17 protein-coding genes are annotated in these 16,486 nt (G+C 55.4%); 1 reads left to right on the top strand and 16 read right to left on the bottom strand.

All coding sequences use genetic code 11. The annotated features are described in order from the left end of the window. The 6 genes from WFM46_RS19135 to livK form a co-directional block, all read right to left on the bottom strand. Window positions 1–506: extracellular solute-binding protein (locus tag WFM46_RS19135; protein WP_336998260.1), on the bottom strand; the 506-nt coding region annotated here is incomplete at its 3' end. Between the two features lie 244 nt (window positions 507–750). Beyond that, window positions 751–1,464, bottom strand: a complete 714-nt coding sequence (gene livF, locus WFM46_RS19140) for a high-affinity branched-chain amino acid ABC transporter ATP-binding protein LivF (protein ID WP_103177352.1) — start codon at window positions 1,462–1,464, stop codon at window positions 751–753. A 1-nt stretch (window position 1,465) separates the two neighbouring features. Next, window positions 1,466–2,233, bottom strand: coding sequence for a high-affinity branched-chain amino acid ABC transporter ATP-binding protein LivG (gene livG, locus WFM46_RS19145; protein ID WP_039032512.1), 768 nt, complete (start codon window positions 2,231–2,233; stop codon window positions 1,466–1,468). Beyond that, window positions 2,230–3,507 carry a branched chain amino acid ABC transporter permease LivM gene (gene livM, locus WFM46_RS19150; RefSeq protein WP_103177354.1) on the bottom strand — a complete coding sequence of 426 codons (1,278 nt, stop codon included), beginning with the start codon at window positions 3,505–3,507 and terminating at the stop codon, window positions 2,230–2,232. The genes livG and livM overlap by 4 nt, the downstream gene beginning before the upstream one ends. Continuing rightward, a complete protein-coding gene (livH, locus tag WFM46_RS19155; RefSeq protein ID WP_013099131.1) occupies window positions 3,504–4,430 on the bottom strand; it encodes a high-affinity branched-chain amino acid ABC transporter permease LivH in 927 nt (308 codons plus the stop codon). Before livH ends, livM begins: the two co-directional genes overlap by 4 nt. A 47-nt stretch (window positions 4,431–4,477) precedes the next feature. Beyond that, window positions 4,478–5,587 (bottom strand): high-affinity branched-chain amino acid ABC transporter substrate-binding protein LivK, encoded by a 1,110-nt coding sequence (gene livK / locus WFM46_RS19160; protein WP_103177355.1) that lies wholly within the window; start codon window positions 5,585–5,587, stop codon window positions 4,478–4,480. A gap of 423 nt (window positions 5,588–6,010) precedes the next feature. On the opposite strand from livK, the gene panM reads away from it, so the two are divergent. Continuing rightward, on the top strand, window positions 6,011–6,403 hold the full coding sequence (gene panM / locus WFM46_RS19165; protein ID WP_103177356.1) for an aspartate 1-decarboxylase autocleavage activator PanM: 393 nt from the start codon (window positions 6,011–6,013) through the stop codon (window positions 6,401–6,403). Between the two features lie 8 nt (window positions 6,404–6,411). On the opposite strand, the gene WFM46_RS19170 is transcribed toward panM, so the two are convergent. The 10 genes from WFM46_RS19170 to ftsY all read right to left on the bottom strand — a co-directional run. Beyond that, entirely contained in the window at window positions 6,412–7,122 is a 711-nt protein-coding gene (locus WFM46_RS19170) for a GntR family transcriptional regulator (RefSeq protein WP_103177357.1), read from the bottom strand. A 65-nt stretch (window positions 7,123–7,187) separates the two neighbouring features. After that, window positions 7,188–8,039 carry a DUF7916 family protein gene (locus WFM46_RS19175; protein WP_336998261.1) on the bottom strand — a complete coding sequence of 284 codons (852 nt, stop codon included), beginning with the start codon at window positions 8,037–8,039 and terminating at the stop codon, window positions 7,188–7,190. A 4-nt stretch (window positions 8,040–8,043) separates the two neighbouring features. Continuing rightward, window positions 8,044–9,078 (bottom strand): oxidoreductase, encoded by a 1,035-nt coding sequence (locus WFM46_RS19180; protein ID WP_336998262.1) that lies wholly within the window; start codon window positions 9,076–9,078, stop codon window positions 8,044–8,046. 9 nt (window positions 9,079–9,087) lie between these two features. Further along, window positions 9,088–10,788 (bottom strand): PTS transporter subunit EIIC, encoded by a 1,701-nt coding sequence (locus WFM46_RS19185; RefSeq protein ID WP_336998263.1) that lies wholly within the window; start codon window positions 10,786–10,788, stop codon window positions 9,088–9,090. Further along, on the bottom strand, window positions 10,785–10,958 hold the full coding sequence (locus WFM46_RS19190) for a PTS lactose/cellobiose transporter subunit IIA (protein WP_336998264.1): 174 nt from the start codon (window positions 10,956–10,958) through the stop codon (window positions 10,785–10,787). Before WFM46_RS19190 ends, WFM46_RS19185 begins: the two co-directional genes overlap by 4 nt. A 499-nt stretch (window positions 10,959–11,457) precedes the next feature. Next, window positions 11,458–12,555, bottom strand: coding sequence for a branched-chain amino acid ABC transporter substrate-binding protein (locus WFM46_RS19195; protein WP_103791337.1), 1,098 nt, complete (start codon window positions 12,553–12,555; stop codon window positions 11,458–11,460). Window positions 12,556–12,852: 297 nt separating this feature from the next. Further along, complete coding sequence (rpoH, locus tag WFM46_RS19200; RefSeq protein ID WP_032614938.1) at window positions 12,853–13,710, bottom strand: RNA polymerase sigma factor RpoH; 858 nt, start codon at window positions 13,708–13,710, stop codon at window positions 12,853–12,855. A gap of 253 nt (window positions 13,711–13,963) precedes the next feature. Next, on the bottom strand, window positions 13,964–15,022 hold the full coding sequence (gene ftsX, locus WFM46_RS19205) for a permease-like cell division protein FtsX (RefSeq protein ID WP_103177362.1): 1,059 nt from the start codon (window positions 15,020–15,022) through the stop codon (window positions 13,964–13,966). Then, window positions 15,015–15,680: a cell division ATP-binding protein FtsE gene (gene ftsE, locus WFM46_RS19210; RefSeq protein WP_103177363.1), complete on the bottom strand. Its 666-nt coding sequence runs from the start codon at window positions 15,678–15,680 to the stop codon at window positions 15,015–15,017. The genes ftsX and ftsE overlap by 8 nt, the downstream gene beginning before the upstream one ends. Window positions 15,681–15,682: 2 nt before the next feature. Next, on the bottom strand, window positions 15,683–16,486 hold an 804-nt coding region (gene ftsY / locus WFM46_RS19215), incomplete at its 5' end, for a signal recognition particle-docking protein FtsY (protein WP_336998265.1).

Genomic DNA, 16,486 nt, shown 5'->3' on the forward strand with positions numbered 1-16,486 from the left:
CAGCTTTTCGGCGGCTGCTCCGGATCTAAACCGGCTTTCTTAAAGGCGTCTTTGTTGTAGTACAGCACCGGGGTGGAGCTGTTAAACGGCTGGGAGAGCAGATGGCCGGATTTGGAATCGGTGTAATAGCCCGCCACGGTTGGCACGAACTGCGATTCGTCGAAGTTAATACCCGCCTCGTTAAACACCTCATAGACTGGCTTGATGGCTTTGGAGGCCATCATGGTGGCCGTACCCACTTCATAGACCTGCAACAGCGCCGGGGCGTTACCGGTACGGAACGCGGCAATGCCCGCGCTCAGGCTCTGCTCGTAGTTGCCTTTGTACACCGGCACAATTTTATAATCCGGGTGGCTGTCGTTGAAACGCTGCGCCAGGGAGTCAACCTCTTTACCCAACTCCCCTTCCATGGAATGCCAGAACGGAATAGTGGTGACGGCCATTGCGTTAGCCGCAAAAGCCAGACCCATTGCCAGACCCAAAGCTGTGTGTCGTAACGATGTCATTGTCATCTCTCTTATTGTGCCGGATGCGCGATATCACGCGTTTTGTGCTCGCGAGGTAACATGACATGCTCGAATGACAGAAAAATAACCGTTTGTTTACAGATAAGTGACAACAAAAGGTCAGCGGGATGATGGTTGTGTGAAGGGGTTTATGTGAAAAAGCCGGGTGGCGGCTTCGCCTTACCCGGCCTACTCGATCCCGTAGGCCCGGTAAGCGTAAGCGCCACCGGGCAATAGAGACGGCTCAGCCGCCTAAATACGCGCTCCGCACCGCTTCGTTCGCCAGCAGGGCATCGCCGGTGTCTTCCAGCACCACCCGACCATTCTCCAGCACGTAGCCGCGATCCGCGAGCTTCAGCGCCTGGTTGGCGTTCTGCTCCACGAGGAAGATGGTCATCCCCTCGCTGCGCAACTGCTCGATGGTGTCGAAGATCTGCTGAATGATGATTGGCGCCAGCCCGAGCGAGGGTTCGTCGAGCAGCAGCAGGCGCGGCTGGCTCATCAGCGCACGGCCAATCGCCAGCATCTGCTGTTCCCCGCCGGACATGGTGCCCGCCCGCTGAATACGGCGCTCAAACAGGCGCGGGAAGAGGTCATACACGCGCTTGATGCGGGTCTGGAACTGTTCGCGCTCGGCAAAGAAGCCGCCCATCGCCAGGTTCTCTTCTACCGTCATGCGGGAGAAGACGCGCCGTCCTTCCGGGACAATCGCCACCGCTTCACGCATGATTTTTGCGGTCTGCCAGTCGGTGATGTCTTTACCGTCAAAGACGATACGCCCGCTGGTGGCGCGCGGGTCGCCGCACAGGGTGCCAAGCAGGGTGGTTTTCCCCGCGCCGTTGGCGCCAATCAGGGTGACGATTTCGCCCTGATTGATGTGCAGACTGACGTCGTGCAGGGCCTGGATCTTGCCGTAGTGGGCATTAACCTTGTCAAAAGATAACATCGCTTTTTCCATCTTATGCCTCACCCAGGTAAGCACGGATCACGTCCGGGTTGTTGCGGATCTCTTCCGGCGTGCCGTTGGCCAGCGGCGTCCCCTGGTTCACCACGTAAATACGATCCGAAATGCCCATCACCAGCTTCATATCATGCTCAATCAGCAGGATGGTGGTGTCGTGATGGTTACGCAGCTCGACAATCAACTCATCCAGCTCTTTGGTCTCTTTCGGGTTAAGCCCTGCCGCCGGTTCATCGAGCATCAGGATCTCCGGCTGGGTCACCATGCAGCGGATAATCTCCAGACGACGCTGATCGCCGTAAGCGAGGTTGCTCGCCTGGCGGTTGGCATGCTGAAGCAGGCCGATACGATCGAGCCAGGTGGCGGCGCGATCTAATGCTTCGTCCTGGGCACGGCGAAACGCCGGGGTTTTCAGCAGGCCGGAGAAGAGCCCGGTTTTCAGCTGCTGATGCTGGGCCACCAGCAGGTTTTCAATCACCGTCATCTCGCGGAACAGACGCACGTGCTGGAAGGTACGCACCACGCCCATGCGGGCAATCTGCTGGCCCGGCAGCCCTTCCAGGTGCTGGTCGCGCAGCATGATGGTGCCGCCCGTCGGCTTGTAGAAACCGGTCAGGCAGTTAAAGACCGTGGTCTTCCCGGCACCGTTCGGGCCGATCAGCGACACAATCTCTTTTTGATGCAGATCCAAAGAGACATTGTTGACCGCCAGCAGGCCGCCAAAACGCATCATCAGGCCGTTAACGGATAATAATGGCTGACTCATGCCTGCTCTCCTTTTGTCTGCCCGTTCTTCAGCTTCAGCTGCGGACGGGTCATCGGCAGCAGACCCTGCGGACGCCAGATCATCATCAGCACCATCAAACCACCCAGCATCAGCATGCTGTATTCGTTAAAGTCGCGCATCAATTCACGGGAGACCACCAGCAGAATGGCCGCGAGAATAACCGCGAACTGCGAGCCCATCCCGCCCAGCACCACAATCGCCAGCACGAAGGCGGATTCCGCAAAGGTGAACGACTCCGGGCTGACGAAGCCCTGACGCGCGGCAAACAGCGTTCCGGCAAAACCGGCAAACGCGGCGCTGATGGTAAAGGCAGTCAGCTTGATGCGGGTCGGGTTCAGGCCCAGGGAGCGGCAGGCGATCTCATCTTCACGCAGCGCTTCCCATGCACGCCCCAGCGGCATACGCAGCAGGCGGTTAATCACGAACAGGGTGAGAACCACCAGCAGCAGCGCTACCAGATAGAGCCAGATCACGCGGTCGGACGGGTCGTACTTCACGCCGAAGAAGTTGCTGAAGGTGTCCCAGCCGCCTTCACGGGCGGAACGGCTGAACTCCAGGCCGAAGAAGGTCGGTTTCGGGATCTGGCTGATGCCGTTCGGGCCGCCGGTCACTTCGGTATTGTTGAGCAGCAGGATACGGACGATTTCGCCGAAGCCTAAGGTCACAATCGCCAGATAGTCACCGCGCAGGCGCAGCACCGGGAAGCCGAGCAGGAAACCGGCGGCAGCAGAGACCAGCCCCGCCAGCGGCAGACAGGTCCAGAAGCCAAGACCGTAATAGTGGTTCAGCAGGGCGAAGGTGTAGGCGCCGATGGCATAGAAACCGCCGTAGCCCAATACCAGCAGGCCAGAGAGCCCCACCACTACGTTCAGGCCGAGGCCGAGGATCACGTAAATCATGGTCAGGGTGGCGATATCCACCGTCCCACGCGAAACCACGAACGGCCATGCCACGGCCGCCACCAGCAGCGCCACGAGGAACAGCTTCTGTTTAACGGTTGAGCCGTCGATAGCCGGCAGAACGAACTTCGGCCCGGAGACGCTTTTCAACGTCTTCTGGAAAACCGGACGCAGCAGCTGGAAGAAGAAGACCACCGCGGTGCCAACAAAGACCCACTGCCAGCGGATATCCGACGCGGAATCCACCACCAGCTTAGTGCCGCTCAGCTCCAGCTGAACGCCCATAAAGACCGCCGCCAGCACGAAGAACATCGCCGCAGAGAGCAGTGCCATAGCAAAATGCATCGGTTTCATACTTTCTCTACCTCCGGACGACCCAGAATACCGGTAGGCATGACCAGCAGAACCAGAATCAGCAGGGCAAACGACACCACATCTTTATATTCGGTACTCAGATAGGCCGAGGAGAGCGCTTCGGCCACGCCCAGAATCAGGCCGCCGATCATCGCGCCCGGAATACTGCCGATACCGCCCAGTACCGCCGCGGTGAAGGCTTTCATCCCGGCCATAAAGCCGATGTATGGGTTAATCACGCCGTAGAACTGACCGAGCAGAACACCGGCCACCGCCGCCATCGCCGCGCCAATCACGAAGGTCAGGGCAATCACGCGGTCGGTGTTGATACCGAGCAGGCTCGCCATTTTCAGATCTTCTGCACAGGCGCGGCAGGCGCGACCCATGCGGGAGTAGCGGATAAACAGCGTCAGGGCCAGCATCGCAATAAAGGTCACAACCCAAATCACCAGCTGCATGGTGGTGATGGAGGCGGAGAAGTTCTCGCTGGCACCCACTATCCACTGGCCGTTAAACAGGCTTGGCAGCGCCACGTCGCGCGACCCTTCGGTGAGGCTGACGTAGTTTTGCAGGAAGATGGACATACCAATCGCGGAGATCAGCGCAATCAGACGCTTGGAGCTACGCACCGGGCGGTAGGCCACCCGTTCGATACTCCAGCCGTAGGCGCTGGCAATGACAATCGCCCCGACAAATCCGGCGGCCACCAGCAGCCAGCTACTGTCGATGCCCATCATCATCAGCGCGGCGATAATCATAAAGGAGACATAGCTGCCGATCATATAGACCTCGCCGTGGGCGAAGTTGATCATGCCGATAATGCCGTACACCATCGTGTAACCGATGGCGATCAGTGCATAGGTGCTTCCCAGCGTGACGCCGTTAAACATCTGCTGCAGAAAATAGAGAAACTGCTCGGACATAAGGTAACCTTTCTATTCCCGCCCGGTCCTGCCGGGCGGTGGGATAATTATTTGGCGGCCGAGGATGAACCGTCGGCGTGCCACTTAAAGACACCAAACTCAAATCCCTTCAGATCGCCTTTCTCATCCCAGTTCAGCGGCCCAATCACGGTGTTAGCCCCGTGTGCTTTTAAATCTTTAATCAGATCCTGCGGCGCTTTGCTGCCGGTACGATCCATGGCGGTAGCCAGAGACTGTACGGCGGCATAGGTGATCCAGACGTACGGACCACTCGCATCTTTCTTCTCGGCTTTCAGGGCGTTAACGATAGCGCTGTTCGCCGGATCCTGGTCATAGCGTTTTGGCATCGTCACCAGCATGCCTTCGCCCGCATCGCCTGCAATGTTCGACAGAGAGGCGTTACCTACCCCTTCCGGCCCCATAAACTGGGTTTTCAGGCCGATAGCGCGCGCCTGGCGCAGCATCTGCCCCATTTCCGGGTAGTAGCCGCCGTAGTAGACGAAATCGATGTTCTCTTTTTGCAGACGCGCCAGCAGTGCGGAGAAGTCTTTTTCGCCTGCGGTGATGCCGTCGAAGAAGACCACATTGGCACCGCCTTTTTTCAGGCCATCCTGTACAGAGCGGGCCAGCCCTTCGCCGTACTGCTGCTTATCATGAATGATGGCAATACGCTGCGGCTTCACGCTCTCGAGAATGTACTTCGCCGCAGTCGGCCCCTGTGAAGAGTCGAGCCCTGCGGTACGCATGATGTACTGATAGCCGCGCTGGGTCAGCTCAGGGTTAGTGGCGCCCGGCGTGATCATCAGAATGCCTTCATCCTCGTAGATATCGGAGGCAGGCTGGGTGGAGGAAGAGCAGAGATGGCCAATCACATACTGAATGCCATCGTTCACAATTTTGTTGGCAACGGCCACGGCCTGTTTCGGGTCGCAGGCATCGTCATATTCCACACCGACCAGTTTGTCGCCTTTTATGCCGCCTTTGGCGTTGATGTCTTTAATTGCCTGGCGCGCGCCGTTGAACTCCATATCACCCCACTGGGCAACCGGACCGGACAACGCACCTACCACAGCAACTTTAATATCCTCCGCCATGGCCGCCTGCGAAACTGCCAGTGCAACCATTCCCGCGATCAATGTCTTCGCGTTCCTTTTCATTGGTGAATCCCCATTCGTGACGTGATGTATATATTTTGTTTTATTATGGTTAAAAAGCATTCTGTACTTTTATTAAACAACGCAACTTTTGCTATTGCCTTTAATGGTTTAGCACAGTTTTTTCACAAAAATCAGAGTAAAATCTCTATATTTCAGGTGATTAAGCAAAGATAATATTCTGAAATCAGGCAGAGATAAACAACTAAAAGTACAAATTGCAGCATAAAATAACGGTACAAAGAGCGGAATAAAACGCTGCCTTTTAGGTTAATATTCTGCTTATTTTTCGATCCCTGCGTTTTCTGGCTGCACATTTGGCTGCTAAAAAAGTAATCACCTGGAGAATGGATTGAAAAAGGAGAAGCCGCCAGCAGGATAAATTGAGTACACTGCCTGTACTTTTTTTACGTGGATAAGCTGCTAATGAAACTGACTATCGTTCGTCTGGTGACCTTTAGCGACCAGGATCTTATCGATCTTGGCAAAATCTGGCCGGAATACTCCCCCGCCTCCCTCACCGTTGATGATACCCATCGAATTTATGCTGCGCGCTTTAACGAGCGGCTGTTAGGCGCGGTGCGCGTCACGCTGAGCGGGACGGAAGGCGCGCTGGACTCCCTGCGCGTGCGTGAAGTCACGCGTCGTCGCGGCGTAGGGCAATATCTGGTTGAAGAGGTGGTGCGCGATAACCCGAGCGTAGCCTCGTGGTGGATGGCGGACGTGGGCGTCGAAGACCGCGGCGTGATGGCGGCCTTTATGCAGGCGCTGGGGTTCGTGGCGCAGCAGGATGGATGGGTCCATCACGGGCAGGAATAAAACCGGCCTTAATTGTATTTAATAAACTCGGTGGCGAATTTAAACCGGTTATAGCGGTGAGTAGCGACCGAGTATTCAAACAGCTTGCCGTTATCTAAATAGGCGGTCTGCTCAACGTGAATAACCACCTCCGGCTCTGCCAGCTGCAATAGCTGGCTTTGCTGCTCATCAGCTATGGAGGCGGTGATCATCATGTGGCTGCTGTGGATCTGATAGCCCAGCGCGTCGGTAATATAGCTATATATGGAGTCCGCCACGTTGGCATAGTTGAGGCCAGGAATAACGTTCACCGGCATAAAGGTTTTTTCGATAATGGCCGGCACGTCGTTAATAACCCTGACGCGAAGGATCGAATAGACCATCTCATCGCCGCCAAGCTGGAGTTTTTCCTGCACGTCGGCCGGGGCGGGAATGGCGGAAAAAGCAATTACTCGCGTTGTTATTGTCTCGCCTGATTCATCACAGCGCGCTTTGGTGCCCTTCAGATGGCTATTAATTGACGAGGTATTAAACGGTAATTTAACAAAAGAGCCGAGACCTCTTTTTCTGACGACCAGCCCCTCTTTAACCAGAATATCCAGCGCCTTGGTAATAGTCAGTTCGCTGCAATCAAAAAGCAGCGCGAATTTCTTTCCTTCCGGCAGTTGGCTATTCTGTGCGTAATAGCCAGAAAGTATTCTTTTTTTAATCTCTTTATATATTGCAAGATACTTCGGCATTCTGACCACAATACAGACCTATAAACATAGGCCTGTTATACTATAAATACAGGCAGATAGAAATCTCAACGCCTTATAGATGAGGCCATTCGAACCCAGGTGTGCCTCTTTCCTCTTACGGCAATTGACAGGCGGTAAATCGCTTCCGGGTCGGCTATTCCCGCGCAGCCAGCATCCCCAAAGCTATGGATGTCGCTGCCGCAGCGCTTGCTGGCAAGACCAATCTGGCTCACCGTTGCGCCGTCTGCCCCCTCCTGACTGGTACTGATGGTGGTGATAGCCAGCGCACCCGCCAGGTGTACGGCATCAACGATCGCGCTCACCTCCCCCTCACGGCTCCCCTGACAGGTTCCTGGTGCGGGGATCACTACCGCGTTGGCGCCCGCCGCCGCGTACTCCGCATATTCCGCCGCAGCCATCAGCCCCCGGGCGCTGAACTTTGCCACCATGATAAAGCCAGGGAAGTGCGCCTTCGCAAGGCTTATCGCCTGAAGCATGCTGTGCCGATCCACCCCCGGCTTGTCGTAGCCGGTCAGGCAGAGGAAATCCGCACCCTGCACCTGTTCAAGCGCGTGCCGCGACAGGCTGCGCGGGTTATCGGCGTCGTTTTCGGGCGTCACCTCAAGGCTGACGCCCACCAGCCTGCCGGTAAGGGCTTTGACCTGCTCAATTCCCCCCGCCACGGGCGCTCCGGCGACCACATGGGTGGCGGTATTGTATCCCTTGAGCAGAACCATATCGGCACCAAACGCCGCCACCAGCTCGGCATTGGTGACGTCCGGGTAGAGTGGCGGGGTTCCCGCCGCCACTTCGGCGAGCACGACCCGCCCCTCAGAGGCACGAATAGCCGCCACTAACTCTTCTGCTTCAGACTGACGCTGAAAATCGGATGCCCGACAATTTAATATCCGTTTCATAGTATTAACCCAAATCGATAACGAAAGGCGTGGCGCGGCTAAAACCGCCCTCAAGTATTTCCAGGTTGGTCAACATATCCTGCTCGCTGACGTAATTGGCGGCACCGTTCATTATGGTGTCGTAGAGCGCGTCATACACCCGGCCATAATCGCCGCGCACCGCAGGCACCTCGCGCTTAACCGTCTGCTGCTCCTCATTCAGATATTCAATAATGCCCGGCTGGTTATTGGCACAAAATGTCGGGTGGTCCGGCATGATATTCTCTTTCAGGTAACTCTCCTGCTGGTCGATCTGCATCTGAATAAAGGAGCCGCGGGTGCCGTGAACGATAAATCGCGGATAGGGCGTCATCACCAGATGGCTGGTTTTAATGATCGCCTTCAGGTCGTCGTAATAGAGCTGGGCTTCAAAGGTATCGTCGGGATTTTGCTTCAGCCGCAGGCTACGGATGTCATAGGCTACCTGGCGCGGCCGGCCAAACAGCGCCAGCATCTGGTCAAGGGTGTGGATCCCAAGGCCATAAAATGCGCCGTTGAAGGGGTGGTTAACCTGCGGCTGCGCCTCGGGGCGGAAATAGTCGAAGTGGCTCTCAATTTCCACTATATCCCCGAGCAGGCCGCTCTTAATTACCTGCTGCACGGTCAGGAAACAGGAGTCGAAGCGGCGGTTCTGAAACGGCGTGACGGTGACGCCGTGCTGCTTCGCCAGCGCCAGCAGCGTCTTCGCCTCGTCCAGCGTGGTGGTGAACGGCTTCTCGACCATGACGTTTTTGCCGTGCTCGATACAGGCCTTTGCCCAGGAGTAGTGGCTGTCCGGGTGGGTGCAGATAACCACCAGGCGGATGGTGTCATCCGTAAGGATCTCGTTAACGTCACGGGTAAAAGTAATTCCGCGGTATTGCGGCCGGGACTCAATCTCCGGCTTAGCGACGATATCGTAAATCGTCTTCACACGATATTTATCGTCGCGGATCAGGACGTAGGGCAAATGGTAGCGGGTAGCACTTTTACCAAAGCCAATAAATGCGCAATTAATCATATAACTTCCTTATTTTAACAACGTGACGGCATGCTCAATGAGCGCCTGACCATCCATATTTGAAAAATGCTGCGGGTTAACCCGCGCCACGCGGCAGCGATCTCCTGCCGTTTCCCGAACGTTGCTTTCCATATAGGTAAGCTGCGGCGAGAGGAGTATCAGGTCAGCTTTTTGCACGGTTTCTTCGAGGTTGCCGATATGGGTGGCGCTAATCGACGCGGTACAGTGGATACTCTCTGCATATTGCCGCATCTTTTTTGCCACCAGCGAGGTGGACATGCCCTCGTTACACACCAGCACGATGGTTTTATCGTCCAGCGGGTGGGCCTCGCCCTCGCGCAGCGGCTGCGCGATTGCCGGTTCTGGCTGAGGATCTGTTGGCGGCGTCGTGGCGATGGTCTCGATGACCTGCTGCGCTTTTTTCGCGCTAATTGAGCGCTCATAGGCCAGCAGGAAGGGAAGGTAAATCACGACCCCAACCCCAATCAGGATAATTTGCAGCACCACGTTGCGCAGATCGCCCCCCGATCCCAGCCAGCCGGAAAGCAAAGGCGGTACCGACCAGGGCACGTAGGCGACAATATGCGATACCCAGCCCCAGGCGGTGGCGTAATAGGCGATGATAAAGTTTATCTGCGGGTAGAAAATAAACGGGATCATCATCAGCGGGTTGAGGATCACCGGCAGGCCAAAAATCACCGGCTCGTTGATATTAAACACCCCAGGAGCAATCACCGTTCTGGCGAACTTTTTATGGCTGCTCATGCGGCTGCGCAGCAGGATCGCCAGCAACAGCGCCAGCGTTGAACCCGTTCCGCCCATGTGACCATACAGGTCGCGAAACGGCAGCACAATAATGTGCGGCGGCGGCAGGCCAGCGGCGAAGGCGGCCATGTTCTCCTGCATGGCGACCAGCAGCGGCGGCTCCAGTACCGGGTTGATAATACCTGAGGGATGAATACCCAGCGAAAACAGCAAGTTCGTCAGGGTGGTTAAGGTAATAAAGCCCGGCAGGCTGGTGGTCAGATGGACCAGCGGCTTTTGCACCAGGGTCTGGATCAGCGCAAACAGCTCGGTATGCGTCAGGCTGGTAATGGCAAAGGTGGCGATGGAGAAGAAAGCCACGGTGATCATGATGGCAGACAGGGCGTTAAACGACTGCTGCACCATAGGAGGCACCTCCTCTCCCAGCGAGATCCGCAGCGCCGGAGAGCCGGAGATCTTCAGAAAAATGCTGGTAGAGAGAAAGGCGCACAGAATCGCCAGAAATACTCCACCCGCGTTGGTCTGCGCGTAGGGCACCACGCCCGTCACACTCACCGTCTCGCCGGTGGCAGCGGTAACGGAGGCGGTGACCGGCATCAGCACAAAAAAGCAGGCCAGCGAAACCATCGCGGCAATGATCGGGCTTTCGAACTTACGCTTGCTGGCCAGCGAATAGGCCACCAGCACCGCCAGCATAATGGACAAAATGTTCATGGTGCCGTTCAGCGCCCGCTCGCCGATCCCCCGCCACTGCACCATGGTGTCGGCAGAGAGCACGTGGCGCATAAAGCCGTTGGTATCGAGAAAGACGTAGTTGACCATAATAAAAAGCCCGGCCAACACTAAAAACGGGATAGCGATAATAAAGCTGTCGCGCAGGCTGCGCAGATGCACCTGGCCAGCCAGTTTTTGCGAAAAACCGGCTATCGTATCTAAAACCGTCATGATCTGCCTTCCGCTCTGTTCTGGTGGACCTTTTTCGCCCCGGCTAACAGACGCTGCACCTGATCATGATCCTGTCGTTTCGCTGCCTGAAGCGCAGCGAAAGCCAGGCTGTTGCAGCTGCCGTCATGGGTAATCAGCCCCATAATCATTCCTTCGTAATTTTCTGGCATAGGTATTCTCCCTTTATGCAAAACCCCTGTTTTTGTGCAGAGCGGCAATGAGTTATTCGCGGATAAATGCCATTTGGGCGCAGGCGGGCCAAACGCTATCGGCAAAGCGATATTGTCTATTATCCTCAGCAATTATTTATTGTCGTAATAAGCGGCAAATATAAGGCTTTAGCAGGAATAATATTTAAAGCGCAGTTGCACGCCGTAGCGGTCGTAGGAATCATTGCCGTCGCGCTGCAAGTTATATACATCCCGTTGTATTAACGAGCTGTATATATCAAAATAAATATTCAAATTTATCCATATCTTAAACGTTATCCATCAGCCTGCAATGGCGACATATTAAAACTATATAGTTTTAAAAAATAAGGTATATGATCACATTTTTTGAGATTAGAAAAAGGGAATAGCAGCGAGCGCTAAACGGCGGGGATGATGCCAGAGGAGAGAATTCGAGAAGATAAGAAAAGGGCGAGCGTTTCATCGCTCGCCCTGAGGATTATTTGGCGTCGGTCGCCGTGCCGTTGGCATGCCAGTCAAACACGCCGAATTCAAAGCCTTTCAGGTCGCCTTTCTCATCCCAGGAGAGCGGCCCCATTACGGTTTCAACGGAGTTCGCTTTCAGCCAGGTAGCGATGTCAGCCGGTTCAGCGGACTGATTCAGGCCCGCCTGCAGGGTTTGCAGCGCCGCGTAGGTGGTCCAGACGAAGGCACCGCTTGGATCCTGTTTCTTCGCCTTGATGGCGTCTACGATCGGTTTGTTGGCAGGAACCTGATCGTAGTTCTTCGGCTTGGTCACTAGCAGGCCTTCAGCAGATTCACCGGCGATGTTAGACAGGGAGACGTTCGCCACCCCTTCCGGACCCATGAACTGCGTTTTCAGACCGGCAGCGCGAGACTGACGCAGGATCTGGCCCATCTCCGGGTGATAACCCCCGTAGTAAACGAAATCGATGTTCTCTTTCTTCAGGCGCGCCACCAGAGTAGAGAAATCTTTCTCACCGGCAGTGATACCGTCGAAGAAGACCACGTTAGCGTTCGCTTTTTTCAGGTTGTCCTGCACGGAACGCGCCAGGCCTTCACCGTACTGCTGCTTGTCATGGACAATAGCGATACGCTTCGGCTTCACTTTCTCAACGATATATTTCGCTGCGGTTGGGCCCTGGTCAGAGTCCAGCCCGGTGGTACGCATGACCATCTTATAGCCACGGGAGGTCAGCTCCGGCGCGGTAGCCGCTGGGGTGATCATCAGAATGCCTTCGTCTTCGTAGATATCAGACGCGGGCTGCGTGGAAGAGGAGCAGAGGTGGCCGATAACGTATTTGATGCCGTCATTCACCACTTTGTTGGCAACCGCAACCGCTTGTTTCGGGTCGCAGGCATCATCATATTTTACGATCTGCAGTTTTTCGCCTTTGATGCCGCCCTTGGCATTAATGTCGGCAACTGCCTGCTCTGCACCAGTGAATTCCTGGTCGCCGTACTGGGCTACCGGACCGGACATTGCGCCGACAACGGCCACTTTGATATCAGCCTGAGCGGTGCCGAAAGCCAACGCGATACATCCTGCCAGTAAGGCTTTACCCTTCATATTCATCCTGAGAATCCCCATTGTGATGGTTATTGTGTTTGTTGTGATGTTGTTTTTTGGCGCTTTATTTCAATTATGCGTCTGCCGTGCGCGCCTTTTCAGCATACTCTGCTAAAACATACCCCATTTTTATCGAATTGGAATAGCTATTTTGTAATGTATATAAGGTAAGCGAGGCTTTAACGAGTCAGCACACGGCATCAGGTAACTGTTTGCCAGGAGGGGAGTATTTGCCAGTACGGGCGCTAAAAAAACAAAACCCCCGAATTTGCATTCGAGGGTTATCGGGGAACTTCGCGAGGATTACGCTTCGATAGCGGCGCGAAGTTTTTTCATGGCGTTCTTTTCCAGCTGACGCACACGTTCAGCGGAGACACCATAGCGGTCGGCCAGCTCCTGCAGGGTGGACTTGTTGTCTTCGTCCAGCCAGCGGGCACGGATGATATCCTGGCTACGCTCGTCGAGGCCTTCCATTGCATAGGTCAGCTTGTTGGCGGCCTGCTCTTCCCAGTTATCATCTTCAATGCCGTCGGCAAAGTTAGATGACTTATCCTGCAGATAGAGGACCGGGGCCATCGGCTGGCTGTCGGAGGCATCGTCGTCAGAGGACATATCAAAGGTCATGTCCTGCGCGGCCATCCGCGATTCCATCTCACGCACGTCTTTGCTGGAGACGCCCAGCTCGCGGGCAACCATTTCCACTTCGTCCTGGTTGAACCAGCCCAGACGCTGCTTGGTTTTACGCAGGTTAAAGAACAGTTTACGCTGTGCTTTGGTGGTGGCGACCTTCACGATACGCCAGTTACGCAGCACGTATTCGTGGATTTCCGCCTTGATCCAGTGCACAGCAAAGGAGACCAGACGCACACCCACTTCCGGGTTGAAGCGACGCACCGCCTTCATCAGGCCAATGTTACCTTCCTGGATCAGGTCTGCCTGCGGCAGGCCGTAGCCCGCGTAATTACGAGCAACGTGAACAACAAAGCGCAGGTGAGACAGGATCAGCGTCTTAGCTGCTTCCAGATCGCCCTGGTAATGCAGCTTTTCAGCAAGCTCCTTTTCTTCCTCGGCCGTCAACATCGGCCAGGTGTTAGCGGCCCGGATGTAAGATTCCAGGTTACCAACAGGGGCTAAAGCTAAAGTTTGCATTTCTTTGGTCATTCATTCCTCTCAATCAATTTTTCTGGCGGCGGTTAGTCCCCATCAGGCAACGAACATGCCAGAATTAATGAGCAACGAGAATATCACTCACTCTTTTATCAGACAGTGATTTTATCCACAAGTTCCGAGTGAAACTGTGAATAAATTACGCACAAAATGTGACGTGAAGATGATGATGCGGGTCAGAGTCAACGAAAGGCTCTTTCCCTGCACGGTGATTCTCAATGCAGGGAAAGATTATACCAGAGATTTTTTAGTCAGGGGTAAAGTGACGTAAATGTTGCACGGTTGCTAACCAGGCCGCTATCCAGCCGATCATCGAGCAAACCAGCAGCAATAAGAGGCACTCGTCGAAGGATAAACCGCTGATATTAAACTTAGTTCCAAAAACCTGCGCCACTTCAGTTACCGCGGCGGAAAGTCGCATCACCAAAATTTCTGACAAAATCAGTGAAAGAAATGCACCGGCAAAACCGAGCAGTGCGCCGCCATACAGGAACGGACGCAGGATGAAGCCATCGGTGGCGCCGATCAGCTTCTGTACGTTAATGGTGTCGCGACGGGCAAAGATGCTCAGGCGCACGCTGTTGCCGATAACGAGGAACACCGCCGCTACCATCAGCACGCCGATCATCGCCGCAACGCGCCCCACAAGGCCCGTCAGCGCCGTCAGACGGGCGAACCAGCTGTCGTCCATCCGCACCTCATCAATGCCGTGAATACGGGAGACGCGATCGCGCAGGGTGTTTAGCGACTCGGTGCCCTGGAAATCGAGTTTTGGGATCACCACCGCCACCGCAGGCAGAGGGTTCTCTTCCAGCATATCCAGCGCGCCGCCAAACCCGGACCAGTTACGGAACTCGCCCAGCGCGTCTTCCCGCGACAGGTAGTTCACCTTCTCAACCCCCTGCTCGGCCTGTAGCTGACCCACAACCTGGGCAGCGGCGTTATCGTCGAGGGATTTATCGAGATAAACGGTGATCTGCGGAGAAGGATAGTACTGCGACGCCGCCTGATTAACGTTTTTATAGACCATGTAGCAGACGCTGGGCAGGGTCAGGGAGATGGCGATCACCATGACCGTCAGGAAGGTGGCGAACGGTTTGCTTTTCAGATCCTGCAGCGCGCCCTGGAAGGCGTAACGCACCTGCTCGTTAAACACGTTGGTTTTGCGCGAGTTGGGTCTTGGCGCGGATTTGCTGCGCTTCGGCGCATTGCGGTTGCCCTCTCCCGGGCCGCCTGCCGATTTACGAAAACGGTCAAGTTTGCTGCCAAACTGCCGCATCTGGTTCATTGCGTCACGCTTATTCACCGAGGCCTCCGTGCAAATGACCGTCGCTGAGCGTCAGCATGCGGTACGAACGACGAGCAATCAGCCCCATGTCGTGCGTCGCCATCAGTACTGTCACCCCCACGCGGTTAAACTCCTCAAACAGACGCAGGATCCCTTCGGAAAGGGCGTCGTCCAGGTTACCGGTCGGTTCATCCGCCAGCAGCACCGCCGGTTTGTTCACCACCGCGCGGGCAATGCCCACGCGCTGCTGTTCACCGCCGGAAAGCTGGATAGGGAAGTTCTTCGCTTTGTCCAGCAGCCCGACCTTATCCAGCGCCGCCGATACGCGACGACGAATATCATCCCCGCTGGCGCCCGCGATAATCAGCGGGATCGCCACGTTGTCGAAGACCGTGCGGTCCATCAGCAGATGGTGATCCTGGAAAATCATACCGATCTGCCGACGCAGAAACGGCACTTCGCGGTTTTTCAGGCGGCTGATGTCGTGGCCGCTGAACCAGATTTTCCCGGCGCTTGGTCGTTCGATCCCACAGATAAGCTTGAGCAGGGTGCTTTTCCCCGCGCCGGAGTGGCCGGTCAGAAATGCCATCTCGCCCGGCTGCAGGTGGAATGTCACTCCCTGCAGCGCTTGTCTCCCACCGAGATAGGCCTTGCTGACGTGTTCAAAGCGAATCATTGTTAATCCTCTCGGGCAAAAAGTGCCTCAATAAAGTCGCCCGATTTAAACGGACGTAAATCTTCGATACGTTCGCCAACACCGATGTAGCGGATAGGAATACCAAATTGATCCGCTACCGAGAAGATCACCCCGCCTTTCGCGGTGCCATCCAGCTTGGTCAGCGTGATCCCGGTCAGCCCTACCGCTTCATGGAACAGCTTCGCCTGGCTGATGGCGTTCTGTCCGGTGCTGGCATCAATAGTCAGCATAATTTCATGCGGTGCATCTTCGTCCAGCTTTTTCATCACGCGGACGATCTTCTTCAGCTCTTCCATCAGATGCGATTTATTCTGCAGACGCCCTGCGGTATCGGCAATCAGGACATCAACATTGCGCGCTTTCGCCGCCTGAATCGCATCGAAAATCACCGATGCGGAGTCTGCGCCGGTGTGCTGGGCAATCACCGGAATATTGTTGCGCTGGCCCCATACCTGCAGCTGCTCAACGGCGGCGGCACGGAAGGTATCCCCCGCGGCCAGCATCACCGATTTACCTTGCTGTTCAAACTGACGCGCCAGCTTGCCGATAGTGGTGGTTTTACCCACGCCGTTAACGCCCACCATCAGAATAACAAAAGGCATTTTGCCTTCAATATTAAGCGGTTCGTCAACTTTTGCGAGGATTTCACCCATCTCTTCTTTCAGCAGGCCGTAGAGCGCTTCGGCATCGCGCAGCTGTTTACGGCTGGCGCTCTCCGTCAGGCTGCTGATGATTTTGCGGGTGGTTTCCACGCCAACATCGGCAATCAGGAGCTGTTCTTCAAG

It is taken from the genome of Leclercia sp. M50 (genome assembly GCF_037150775.1).
Classification (GTDB): Bacteria; Pseudomonadota; Gammaproteobacteria; order Enterobacterales; family Enterobacteriaceae; genus Enterobacter.